At 50.0% G+C, this 14,056-nt stretch carries 5 protein-coding genes and 2 riboswitches; of the genes, 2 read left to right on the top strand and 3 right to left on the bottom strand.

What is annotated here, in order from left to right:
- Nucleotides 1-55 precede the first annotated feature (55 nt).
- From dcuC to DQX05_RS12455, 3 genes are all read right to left on the bottom strand, one after another.
- Complete coding sequence (dcuC, locus tag DQX05_RS12445) at nucleotides 56-1,417, bottom strand: C4-dicarboxylate transporter DcuC (protein ID WP_119793947.1); 1,362 nt, start codon at nucleotides 1,415-1,417, stop codon at nucleotides 56-58.
- 32 nt (nucleotides 1,418-1,449) lie between these two features.
- A complete protein-coding gene (rihC, locus tag DQX05_RS12450; RefSeq protein ID WP_119793949.1) occupies nucleotides 1,450-2,376 on the bottom strand; it encodes a ribonucleoside hydrolase RihC in 927 nt (308 codons plus the stop codon).
- Between the two features lie 220 nt (nucleotides 2,377-2,596).
- Nucleotides 2,597-3,574 (bottom strand): LacI family DNA-binding transcriptional regulator, encoded by a 978-nt coding sequence (locus tag DQX05_RS12455; protein WP_119793951.1) that lies wholly within the window; start codon nucleotides 3,572-3,574, stop codon nucleotides 2,597-2,599.
- A 462-nt stretch (nucleotides 3,575-4,036) separates the two neighbouring features.
- Nucleotides 4,037-4,124: riboswitch (cyclic di-GMP riboswitch) on the top strand.
- A gap of 989 nt (nucleotides 4,125-5,113) precedes the next feature.
- Here DQX05_RS12455 and DQX05_RS12460 point away from each other — a divergent pair.
- A complete protein-coding gene (locus tag DQX05_RS12460; protein WP_259391941.1) occupies nucleotides 5,114-11,233 on the top strand; it encodes a MucBP domain-containing protein in 6,120 nt (2,039 codons plus the stop codon).
- A gap of 382 nt (nucleotides 11,234-11,615) precedes the next feature.
- Nucleotides 11,616-11,703: riboswitch (cyclic di-GMP riboswitch) on the top strand.
- Between the two features lie 280 nt (nucleotides 11,704-11,983).
- The coding region (locus tag DQX05_RS30695; protein ID WP_182914723.1) for a VWA domain-containing protein at nucleotides 11,984-14,056 on the top strand (2,073 nt) is incomplete at its 3' end.

Here is a 14,056-nt window from a genome sequence, read left to right on the forward strand (position 1 = left end):
ACTCCCTCCTACCTGAAGAAGATCCCTGGTGGGATCCTCTCTTTCCCTTGTCCTCTTAGGCGAACATAATTAACGACAAGATGAGGCAAGAGACGACCCCGACCAGAACCGGAACGGATGTCCGCTTCACAATTTGTATCGGGTTGACCTTAATAATCGAGGAGACGACGATAATGACCGCCGCTACCGGTGAAATCGAGCGAACTAAGTTCGCAATGAGCTGCATTGGCAACGAAATCATGACCCCATTGATTCCCAGCTTATCGGAAATATCCGGAATGATGTTAACCACAGAGTAGAACACAGCCAATCCACTGCCGCTGATGAACGTAATCAAGCCTTCAACGCCTGCGAAGGTGAGCATCAGGATGACACCTGCACTCTCGATATGTCTAACCGATTCGATTAGCATATCAATAATGCCCATTGCTTTTAAACCTTCGACCAGCATACCTGCAGCGACGATAAGGGAGACGACTTGAGCCAATCCCGTTCCCATGCCGGTAAAGAAAATTGAGAGCTGCTTAGAGGTTTCTTTGAAGGAACCTTTGCGAATAATCTCGATAATCAGGGCCAGCGCCATACAAATGAACGTGATTTCAACCAGCCCAAGCTTGATGCTGGTAATGAGTAAGCCAAACACCAGCACGAGAATAAGTGGCAAAATCGGCAGTAAGCCGTAGTATGCTGGCGGCAAATCCTTCTTCACGGAAAGCTTCTCATCATTGATGTCTTGTTTCAATGTCCCTTGCTGACGTTTGTCCATATATTTCTGCCAGAAATAATGAGCGACAGCCATAATCAGGAGCACTGGGATCGAAATCTTGGCATGATAGGAGAACACATACTCGATAAGGTCAATGCCCAGATTTTCCGCAGCGACGACATTATCCGCCCCCAGAGGCGTTGGAATAATCGTCGCTGTCGTCGCAATGATGGCTCCTGCCGTAAGCGAAGACATCCCCGTATTTTTTAGTACCGGATATAGTGTAGCCATGAGAAGAACCGCCAGGCTGGAGGCGCTTGGCACGACTAGGGACAGTAAGTTGCCAAGCAGGAACACAATTGGCACGAGAATGTATTGCGACTTGACACGGCCCAATGGCTTCGTCAATAAATGCACGGCGACATCACTGGCTCCGATATGCGTCATGTAGCTTGAAAAGCCGAACAGCACCATAATTGTTAACCCGACGCCGCCCAATTGTCTCACGAATACTAACCCAATTTGCTTGAACGGATCAAGCAGGGCGAGCCCGGTTGAATCTTCAGGTGACAGAACTTGATGTCCGAGCAGCGCGGCAGCGAGCATAAGCACGATACCTGCGGCCAGGAGCACAAATTTAGCGTCATAGTTCTTGGCGATCAAATACCCGGTTGCAACAAGAAGAACGATGCTGATGATGATCTCCAACACGTTGAACACGCTCCCTTATATAATAAGAAGGTTTATACGGTTTTGCCAAGGACTTCAATCGCCCACTCGCGGAAAGCGGGAACATCAATGTCCAGACATACAGTGGCGTTGCTTGGCTTGCCAAGGCGGTTCGTAATATCAGTGACAGTCGTGCCGGCCGTATAAGTACCTGCCAGCTCGATGTCGACGAAGCAATCCTTCGTCTGGAACAGACTCGGGTTGACCAGATAGGCAATGGCGCACAGGTCATGCATTTTCAAGCCGCGGCTCTTCAGGCTGCCGCCCCGGTAATGCTGGAACAAGGAGTAGAGCATGAAGCCCGTCTTGTTCATTTCCTTTATCTTTTCCACAATCTCGGTCGTCAATGTAGCCAGGCTGGTTACGTCAAGTCCGACCATCACCAACGGCAGACCGGCATTGAATACGATGCTGGCGGCTTCCGGATCGGCATAAATGTTGTATTCGGCATTTGGCGTATGGTTGCCGCGGGAAGCGGAACCGCCCATCAGCACGATTCGCTCAATCTTCGCCTTGCATTCCGGGAACAGCGTCAGCAGCAGCGCCACGTTCGTGAGCGGGCCGATCGGAACGATCGTAATTGGTTCCTGGCTGTTCAGAATGGTGTCACGCATCTGCAGCACGGCGTGATCGAGCGGAGCTTGCGTCGGCTCGTCGAATTCATATCCATCCATGCCGGATTCTCCGTGGATATGGCTGGAGTCTTCGGCCGGACGTACGAGAGGCTTCGCGGCGCCACGGGCGACAGGTACATCTTTGCCGAAGAACTGCAGCAGCTTCAAGGTGTTATTGGTCGTCTTGTCGAGGCCGACATTGCCTGCAACCGTCGTGATCAGCCGGACATCGATGGACTCATGGAACAGGGCGGCCGCTATGGCGACGGCGTCATCAATTCCGGGGTCCGTATCCAGAATGATAGGGATTCTTTTAACAGTTTCCATGTTCAAGCACTCCTTTTGAATGTAGTGAGTTGAAAGCGACATGTGAAAACAAATCCATTGTATGTGTAACCGGTTACACATCCGACAAAGAACTTCTTCATCCCAAGCTGTCAGATGGGTATGAAGAAAAATCAGACTGGAGCGAGCACACGCTGTTTTTCTAAAGAATAGCATTCCCTGAAAATGAAGGTCTATGAAAGCGGAGTTGAGGCTGGGCCGATTATCGCGTCGTCCCTCGCCGAATCAGCTCTACGGGAAGCTTGTAATGCATCGTATCCAGCGGCTTTCTTTCGATCATTTTAATCAACATTCGAGCAGCCAGCAGTCCCATTTCATAGATCGATTGCGCGACTGTCGTCAGTTCCGGGTAGACCATCTCGCCCAGCGAGATGCCATCGAAGCCGACAATCTGCATCTGGTCGGGAACGGGGATGCCCCGTTTCTGAACGGCCCGCAGCGCTCCCATCGCCATAATATCGTTGCCGGCGAAGATTCCGTCGATATCGGGGTGGCGGTCCAGCAAGCGATTGACTGTGTCGGTCGCTTGGTTCAGGTTGAAGTTGCCCTCGACGATGAGATCGGGAGAGAACCATGCATTCTCCTGCACCACATCCAAATATCCTTGGCAGCGCTCGTCCGCAATTGATAGCTGCTGTGGGCCCCGAATATGGGCGATTTTGTTGCAGCCCCGATCGAGGAGATATTGCACGCCCAGCCGTGCGCCCTCGCGGTTATCGGAGGCGACCGTCGGTATGGTGTCCGAAATCGCCCGGTCCATCGTAACCACCGGGACATCCAGCTGTTGGACTTCTTCCGCCGACAGCGTATTGGATGCAAGAATGAATCCGTCGATGTATTTCTGCTTCAACGCATGAATATATTGCTTCTCATTGGCAGGGGTATCGTCGGAGTTGCACAGAATGGTCGCGTATCCGTATAGCTGGGTCACCTTCTCTACGGCTCGGGCAAGTTCATTGAAGAACGGGTTCGTGATGTCCGGGACAATAAGCGCCAGCATTTTCGCCGATTTTTTGGTTAGGCTCCTGGCGACGTCATTCGGAATATAGTTCAGTTCCCGAATTGCGTTCATCACTTTCTTCTCGGTATCCTCGTGGACATACCCTTTTTGATTAAGGACCCGGGAGACGGTTGCGACCGATACGCCCGCCAATCTCGACACATCTTTGATCGTGGCCATGACGGAGTATCCTTCCTTTCCATGTGTAACCGGTTACACATCCGTTACATCATTTATCTTATGTGCTGATTGTCCATTTGTCAACGATCCGATATGTGGAAATTGGTTGTTATTGTTGTTTCATCCGGTCGAACTGCCAGCAACCGGCCCTTATATTATGACCCAGTTTGGCATGAATCGGTGGAATGTGAACTCCCACATCCACCTGCCCATCGATTGGAAATGTAGGCATAAAGACCTATAATAATGAAAATACTTAGTGATATGATTTTCATAGAAATGAATATTTTATACTATAGCAAGGTCATAAAAATCCCACTATAAGGAGGTTTTGGGGGATATTAAGACTTTGAAAGAGCGTCGAAAAATTTTCAAAAAAGTTATTGACAAAAAGAAGGTTGTCCCATTATATTGAAGATAAAATAGTACTTTAGCTGGATATCATCAGATGTGCAAACTACATAGTGAACAGGGCACACTAGTCGAAAGATTAGGCCGCAAAGCTTAGGAATCTAAAGGCCGTCAGGCCCATGATCGTCCGGCTGCATTTAACATTTGTTAAATTGCAGCTGGACTTTTTTATTTTTCGTTATCGCTACCACTCTCATAAAGAATGAATGATGGAGGATTGCTACCATGAACTATGCAAAGAGAAGGTTACAACAAGCGACGGCAATATTTCTCTCATTACTCCTTATGCTGCAAGCTCTCCCAGTCTATGCTTTAACTGTCATTTCCGATCCTGTCGGAGTTGTTGAGGGAGATTTTCGGGCGCAGGGAGAAAATGTGCCGAAGGAAAACCGTATGGATGTTTCTTGGGAACCGCCCAACGACGGTTATGATTACGGTTATTTGTATTATCAGAGAAAATTTGACCCTTCTTTTCCGGAAAGCGAGCAAGAGCAATTTGAAACAAGATCTACAAAATATAATAAGGAAGTTAATGTTTTAGTCATCTACCCCGGTTCTTCCGGATACTACTCATCGCGAAACATGTCGTATATGAAACATTGGCTGCAGGGTACTCCCGGAGTCGGAGATATTGACGGATTATTACAAATCACCGACGTTAACCAATCTGATTTTAACAAGAATCCTGACCAATATTTAAAAGATAGTGAAGGCAAGTATATTATTGATGTTGTAATCATCGGCGTGGCCGACCGTAACGGCAGCGTTAGTACCAGTGATGCCGCCGTCACTGCTATTGAAGATTTTATTAAGACAGGCCGCGGCGTATTATTCGGGCATGATACGTTAATTGACAGAACGAACTCTTATGTAGGAACAGGGTTGGAGAACATTACGTATACGGGTACGAATTCTGACAGAGGAGAAGGCTGGCAATACGGTAAGTTGAGACGTTATGCCGGTATTATTGCGAATAGTGCTGTGGCCTTGCTAGATCATCAAACCACTCGTGCCAAGGTTGTCAAGGACGGATTTTTGCTTAGATACCCAAATCCTGTAAAACCGGGTGACATATTGTCGGTAAACAACACGCACGTAAACGGATCCAGCGCCAAAGGAACGATTTGGATGCAGTTTGCAAATAGTAACGGCACGCTGTATCAGGGGGATAATACGGTCGGCTATGATGATGGCACAGGTTCTGCTATCTATCACAGCAACTATTATTTAACCACCTATAATAACACCGCTTTTATTCAGACAGGACATACAACAAGTGCAAACATTCCGACGGCCGAAAGAAACATCATCGCCAACACGGTGTTCTTCCTGGCTCAACTGACATATGACACAAAGTTAAATGACCGCGCCGCTACGGATGAAGCGGCTCCGGATGCGCCTACGGCCGCCTATCATTCCACTAACGGATCAGCGCAATATAACACATTAATAAGCGCGAAGGATAATGGGACAACATATCAGGGCTATGTGGAAGCGATTAATCAAAATCCGGATATTAGCGAGCGCAAAAAATCAAATATTTTTACGGAAACCGTAACAAGCGGAACGAAAGGTTATCTTGTGTATAAATCCACAACACCAAACGATGATCCGCTAACTTATGCTGACTTTGATGAAAATAATAAGCCGATTGTTGAGGCTCAGTATTTGCACGATGATGATATAGACGGTTTGGTATATATTCTTAGCAATTCGGATACAGGTTATCTTCATGTCCGCGCGGTGGACTGGGCAGGCAATGTGGGTCCTGTCAGCCATATCAATATTAGCGATATACGTCCTGAATTTACAATCAGCATAGTGGGCAAGGTACAGGGCGCGCCAGACACACAAGCTCCGTTGTATACCATTCCTATGCAAGTAAGGGTTACCGATGCGGCGTTTGATTTTCCAACTATTACCGTGCCGGGCTATAAATTGGTCGACCCGGCTAACGGTGTGATTCACATAGATCCTGCAACTGCGTCAGACAATCAGGAGTATGTTTTCTGGTATGCGGATAACAAGACGACGGTTACGATAAAAGCGATGTATGCGGGCACAACTACGCCTATAGAAACGTTTACTGAGTATAAAGCAGGCGCGGAAATAGGAAAACCGTTCTCGCATGATCCGCCCGTAATTAGCGGATTCGATTATGAAGGAGCCGAAAATAACAGTTCAACGCCTGACGGCAACAGCATTGCCAGCGTCAAGGAAAATGGCGAGAGCGAGATTATTTTCTACTATACCAAGCAAACTGCCGAAAAAGGGTTGATTCTAAATATCGTTGATACGGATAACAATCCTTTAGGCACCGTATACCGTTCTATCATGAAAGGTGAGCCGCAGGATATGACCTATCCCAACGATCCGAAATCGGTAGAAGGATTAGCGGTTCTAGAAAATTATAACTATAAGTCGGTTGATCCCGAAAAGGTAACGTATAACGGAGTTAATGATGTCAACGTGACTTACACCTACGAAAGAATAAAGCGTACGGTGATAGCTGCGGCTTATGATCAAGCCACAGGAGCAAAGATTGCAGATATACGAAGCGAAGAGCTGGCTGTAGGCGACACGCATCCAATTCAGGCCCCGCCAAGCCTTACAAATAACGGCGTGGATTATTCCATAATCAGCGATACAACACAGGATATTTATGTGTCCAATGGTGCAGCGGCTGTTGAAGTCAAGTTTTACTATAAGGCTACAACAGAAGGTACGGTTCATGTGGTGGCCTGGTATGATGCCAATGGCACCGGAACCTATGACCCGGGCGCAGATCAGGTTATCCAAAGCTATGATTTAACCGGAACGGTTGGTTCGCCGCTTTCGATACCTGCGCCGTCAATCCACGGCTGGCTGCTTGCAGAGGGAGAGGCAGATTCGGTTACCCGCACCGTAACTGTAAACGCCCAAACTGTATACTTTAAATACGACAAGAATGTTTGGACGGTAGAGGTTCAACTCATTGATTCCTCAACAGACGCGGAAATCACGGCGCTTGGCGCGTTAAGCTATGAAGTTCCAAAGGGCGACCCGTTCACGGTATATGCCCCTAATGTGCCAGGCTATACACTGACAACCGGGACGGTTAATACTAATCCAATCACCTATCCGGCTGTAGACGAAAATAAAACGGTCACCTTCTATTACACGCCTTTAGAGGAAGTGGTGCCGGAGCACACGGTGACCATCACGGTGATCGGACAGAGCGCGACGGAGGAGTTGTACAAATACGAATTGACTCGTCCGAAGAACAGCGGGGTCTTGAACGTAGACGCCTTTGAGGTCGAAGGATACAAGCTGATGAGTGCCTCGCCGGCCAGCGTCACGGTAGGCGAGGACAACGAAACGGTCACCTTCGAGTATGAAACGCTGGCGACGGCCGTGACGATCCACATGGTGGACGGCAGCGGCACCGAGATCGCGCCGAGCTTCAATGTGGCGGCGACCACGGGAGAGAGCTTCAGCTACAATGCGCCATACGTTTCGGGCTATAATTTAGAGGGAGCCATTACGCAGACGATTGCGGACGTAAGCAGCGCCAACAACAGCCTCACCTTTACGTACAACCAGGCGAGCGGCAATGTCACGGTTGTGCTGAAGGAAGGCGGCCGCATCATCAAAACGATGAGCGAAACATTCGCGGTCAACGAGAAGCGGGAAATCCCGGTTCCGGATCTGACGGCGGATGCATATACGGCAGTTAGCACGGCTGAAACGGTGACCTACACGGGAACCGCGCTGACGGTGGAATACGAGTATACGAAGGATACCGTGGATATTCCGGTCAAGGCGGTAGACTATCTGACGGGCAAAGAGCTTAAAACCAGCACCGTAACCGGCCAGCGCAAGGGCGAGGCGGTCACGGTAGGCGCGCCGGATGTCACGGATTATGTGCTGGTGGGCAACCCGACCCGGATCGTCATCGCCGGCAGCGGCGAAGTCATCTTCCAGTACAGAACGCTGGCAGAAGATGAAGTGGCGGTCAAAGCAATGTCGGAAGACGGTGTATTGCTGCAAAGCTACGTGATGAGCGGAAGCGTCGGCGAGACCGTCACCGCGACGGCGCCGGACATCCTGGGCTGGAAGCTGATCACAGCCGCCACCCAGGAGGCGACGGTAGGAACCGATAAGGAAATGATCTTCCGGTATGCGAAGGACGTCGTCACGGTAACCGTTAAGGCGGCAGACGCTCAGGGAGCGACGCTTGATGAGCAGAGCTTCCAGGCGCCAAGGGGAGGCAGCTTCACGGCCTATGCCCCGCATGTTTCCGGGTATGTGTTGGACGACGACCAGACCAAGGAACTGACGAATCTCACAGCCGACGCCAGCGTCACTTTCCGCTACAAGAGCATCGAGGAAGTGGTGCCGGAGCACACGGTCACCATCACGGTGATCGGACAGAGCGCGGCGGAGGAGTTGTACAAATATGAATTGACCCGTCCGAAGAACAGCGGCGTCTTGAACGTAGACGCCTTTGAGGTCAAAGGATACAAGCTGATGAGTGCCTCGCCGGCCAGCGTCACGGTAGGAGAGGACAACGAAACGGTCACCTTCGAGTATGAAACGCTGGCGACGGCTGTGACGATCCACATGGTGGACGACAGCGGCACCGAGATCGCGCCGAGCTTCAATGTGGCGGCGACCACGGGAGAGAGCTTCAGCTACAACGCGCCATACGTTTCGGGCTATAATTTAGAGGGAGCCGTTACGCAGACGATCGCGAGCGTAAGCAGTGCCAACAACAGCCTCACCTTTACGTACAGCCAGGCGAGCGGCAATGTCACAGTTGTGCTGAAGGAAGGCAGCCGCATCATCAAAACGATGAGCGAAACATTCGCGGTCAACGAGACGCGGGAAATCCCGGTTCCGGATCTGACGGCGGATGCATATACGGCAGTTAGCGCGGCTGAAACGGTGACCTACACGGGAACCGCGCTGACGGTGGAATACGAGTATACGAAGGATACCGTGGATATTCCGGTCAAGGCGGTAGACTATCTGACGGGCAAAGAGCTTAAAACCAGCACCGTAACCGGCCAGCGCAAGGGCGAGGCGGTCACGGTAGGCGCGCCGGATGTCACGGATTATGTGCTGGTGGGCAACCCGACCCGGATCGTCATCGCCGGCAGCGGCGAAGTCATCTTCCAGTACAGAACGCTGGCAGAAGATGAAGTGGCGGTCAAAGCAATGTCGGAAGACGGTGTATTGCTGCAAAGCTACGTGATGAGCGGAAGCGTCGGCGAGACCGTCACCGCGACGGCGCCGGACATCCTGGGCTGGAAGCTGATCACAGCCGCCACCCAGGAGGCGACGGTAGGAACCGATAAGGAAATGATCTTCCGGTATGCGAAGGACGTCGTCACGGTAACCGTTAAGGCGGCAGACGCTCAGGGAGCGACGCTTGATGAGCAGAGCTTCCAGGCGCCAAGGGGAGGCAGCTTCACGGCCTATGCCCCGCATGTTTCCGGGTATGTGTTAGACGACGAGAAGACCAAGGAACTGACGAATATCACAGCCGACGCCAGCGTCACTTTCCGTTACAAGAGCATTGGTGAAGATCGTATCGTATTCGTACATTATGTGGATCGTGCGAACGATGAATTTTTGAAGGAATCGGTTCCTTATGTCGGAAAAGTCGGGTCAGAACTTACATTGACTGCGCAAGATATTACGAAAACGGACAAGGTATACAAACCTGAAAGCTATACCTTCAATTACGTAATCACAGACGACTTCAACCAACAGCACACGTTCTTCTATAACGAGGATGAGGGCGAAACGTACATGGTAACCGTCCATTACGTGGATCAAGAATCGGATAAGGCGTTGCAGGCTCCGTCCACTTTTACAGGTAAGGCAGGAGAAGTTCTGTGGCTGAGAGCGGATCAGATTACGGTGACAGATGCCGTGTACTCGGAAGCAGATGCCGCATATTCGGTAACAGATGTGGTGTACACGCCTCTGAAATTCAATCATCTATATACGATTACGACGGCTCCGGATCAGCAGTATACGTTCCATTACGTCAAGGGAGAGTACGGCGATATCCAACTTCTGACGATTAACCATCTGGAAGCCGGGACGGACGATGTGCTGAGAGACTCTGAGCAAGTCAAAGGAAGAACAGGCGAGGAGATTCTGTATCGACCGGCTCCAATAACGGTAACGGGCGTTGTCTACCATCCAGCGCAGTCAAGTTACAGGTATACCTTCTCTGACGAACCGGATCAGGTGCTTACTATTCAATACATCAAGGATTCTTCACAGACGGAGCATCAACTGACGGTGAAGTATCTGGAGCAGGGCACAGGCAGAGAGCTGGCTGGGCCGACGACGAAGAGCGGCAAGCCGGGAGACAAGGTTACGTTGACGCCGATTTCGGTATCGGGCTACACGCCTGTGAAGTCCAGCGATACGTATACGTTCACCGAGGATGAAGGACAGGTATACATTTTCTACTACACGAAAGATTCGTCCAATCCGGATTCGGGTTCCGGGGGAGGTTCGGGCGGAAGTACGTCTACAGAAACGCCAACGGACCCGCTTCCTCCAGTGACGCCATTGCCTCCGGCTCCACCGAAGCTGGAAACGGAGCATCATTACAGCTATATCAACGGCTATCCGGACGGCACGATTAAGCCGGAGAACCTGATTAGCCGGGAAGAGGTCGCCGCGATCTTCTATCGTCTGATGGACGATGAGAGCCGCGCGAACTATTTGACCGACAAGAACGCCTTCTCGGATGTGGCCAGCAGCCGTTGGTCGAACAAACACATCTCGACGATGGAACATGCCGGAATTATTGCCGGCTATCAGGATGGTACCTTCAAGCCAGGGCGTTCCATAACCCGGGCGGAATTCGCAGCGATTGCGTCCCGATTCGACAAGCTCAATGAAGAGGCGAACGACATGTTCTCCGATGTTGCGGGGCATTGGGCGGAGAAATATATCATGTCGGCTGCGAACAAAGGCTGGATCAAAGGCTATCCGAACGGCACCTTCAAGCCGAACCAGTACATTACGCGCGCGGAAGCGATGGCGTTCATCAACAGTATGCTGAATCGGAAGGTGAAGGCGGACGATATCCACGAGGATGCGAAGCAATGGCCGGACAATAAGCCGGGGAAATGGTATTATGCGGATGTAATAGAAGCGACAAACCATCACGAATATACTCGCAACGAAGATGGCTATGAAGTGTGGACCGCTATTAATCCAGATCGAATCTATCCTTAATGCAAGCTGGTCTGCATAACAAGAAGCTCCTTTCGCGGTAAACTGCCCGGAAGGAGCTTCTTCTATGGAAGAGTACATGGTCAATTCCAATTTGAACACACATAGCGATACTTACATATGTATTATTGTGGTTGCATCGAAGGGTTAAAAACAGGTCTAAATACCTGGAATAATGAAAGGAATTAGCAATATATTTTCATGGAAATGAATATTTTAGACCATGGCGAGGTCGAAGAAACATCCTTCCAACAGGGGATTTTCGCGATTTGTGTAGTCTTTGAAAATGCGCCATATAATTTCAAAAAAAGGAATTGACAAAAGGTGGATAGACCGATATATTGAGCATTGAATAGTGCTTTAGGTGGGTATACTTGGATACGCCAATTACATAGGGCACACTAATCGAAAGATTAGGCCGCAAAGCTTAGGAATCTAAAGGTCGTCAGGCCCATGATCGTCCGGCTGCATTTAACACTTGTTAAATTGCAGCCGGATTTTTTTATTTTTCATAGGGTGGTTCTCCGCGGTATTTTTGGCCCGCAGAACTATATAAATAAGACGTGAGGAGGCAATTTTTACTCTGGAAAAGGAGGACTCAGATGAAAAAATGAGGAGGAAACTATGAAACGCCGATTCAGACTAGTGGTTACATGGTTGTGTATGTTGAGTGTCGCATTTGGAACGATTCCGGGCACGCTCGGCGCCCAGGCGGCGAGTCCCGGGGAGCTTGAGTGGCCGAATCCGGGAGCGGTGCAGCTCACGAAGGAAGCCAACCCGGTCGAAGGCAAGCTGGATGAATGGGATATTACACTGACAGTCGAAGGCAAGAACCTGAAATCGGGCTCCTCCGATATCGTGCTCGTGATCGACAAGTCGGGAAGCATGACCCAAGAACCGAACCAGAACCGATTGCCGAAGGCCAAGGATGCAGCCAAGAAATTCGTTGACAATCTGTTGATTGAAGACTCGGAAACAAGAATTGCAGTCGTAACCTTCAATAAGACTTCTGAGAAGGTATCTGACTTCAAAGGCCTTGACCAGAAGACGCAATTGAAACGTGATATTGATAATATAGAGGCGACCGGGGGAACGAATATTCAGGCTGGATTGCGCGAAGCCCAGGAGCTTTTAAAGGCAAGCCACGCCAACAACAAAGTGATCGTTCTGCTGAGTGACGGGGATCCTACTTATAGTTACAAGGCTGGCAAAGCAGTCTCTGGATCATGGAATAACAATGCTCACAAGTATGCACTCTCGGATTTCGATTATGGCAATAATAAGATAATTGGTTCGGGTAGCAGATATGAATTAAGGTATGGTTGCAGTATTTTTGGATGTACCTTTAATAATTCCTATTCTGTTAATGGTTATGAGGTTCTTGACAATGGCATCGGGACGATTTCCGAAGCCAAGCTGGCCCATGATGCAGGAATCGGCATTTATTCTATTGGGTTGGATGTCAGGGATAATAGCAATGCAACGAATACGCTTAAGGATGTAGCGAACAAAGGTTATTATTCGGGCAGCAGCGACAGTCTGGAGCAAATCTTCTCCGAGCTGGCCAGCAAAATTGCCTTTGCCGCGGAAAATGCGGTAGTCACTGACCCGATGGGGGACATGTTCGATCTGAAGTTGAAGGGAAGCTCCTTCGGCCCGGACGACTATAAGGTCTCTCAAGGGGAGGTCTCCTGGAACCCGCAAACCGAGACGTTGAACTGGAATATCGGCAATGTCACGGAAGGCACTCCAGCGACTCTTACTTACCGGGTCAAAATGGATCACTCCAAAAACCCGGATCCGAAACAATTGTACCCGACCAACAAGACAACGACGATGAATTACACCGATGCCAAGGGTGACCGTACATCGAAGGATTTCGAAGTGCCGAGAGTGGGCTTGGGTAAAGGTTCGATCCTCGTAAAGGCGTATAAGGTTAATGCCAACGGCAAGCCGGTCAATTCTGACGGTCAAGAAGTCGAGCGGCCGGATTTGGCCCAAGAGCTGTACAGCCGCTACCACGAGGAGAATGGAAGCGATGCGCTTGAGGTCGGCCAATCCTATACCATATCTGCGCCAACGGTACCAGGCTACACGTTGAGGGTTGGGGAGAATCCAACGAAGGTTGATTTAACGGTAAGCAAGCCATCGCCAATTATTTGGTTCGGTTACAACGATGTCCCTAACAAGCTTACGATTATTCACCAATCGGGAGATAAGGTGCTGGAGCGCAGCGATGCGGACAAAAAGCCGGGCGAATCCATTGATGTAAGCAGCAAGAATTTCGCCGGATATGAGTTCGCCAGTGCCGGGGTTAGCGAGGGCAGCGGACTAAGCGTGGACCAAGGGCATGTAACGGGCGTGATGCCTGCCAAGGATGTAACGATTACTTTTCATTACACAGCAAAGGATCAGAGCGTAAAAGTCCGTTACGTAGACCGGGCGACGGGCAAGGATCTATTGGACCCAAGTGTGAAGACAGGGAAGACCGGGGAAGAGCTTACGCTGAAAGCTGAAGAAATTGCGGGCTATGAAGCGGAAGAGCCGAAATCAGTGAATTATGTGCTGATGGCTGGCGAAAATCCGGATCACGTCTTCTACTACAATGGAACAGAGCAAATCGTAAAGGTCCGCTACGTAGACCGAGCAACGGGCAAAGACCTTCTGGACCCAAGTGTGAAGACAGGGAAGACCGGGGAAGAGCTTACGCTGAAATCTGAAGAAATTGCGGGCTATGAAGCGGAAGAGCCGAAATCAGTGAATTATGTGCTGATGGCTGGCGAAAATCCGGATCACGTCTTCTACTACAATGGAACAGAGCAAATC

It is taken from the genome of Paenibacillus thiaminolyticus, assembly GCF_003591545.1.
GTDB classification, from domain to species: Bacteria; Bacillota; Bacilli; order Paenibacillales; family Paenibacillaceae; genus Paenibacillus_B; species Paenibacillus_B thiaminolyticus_A.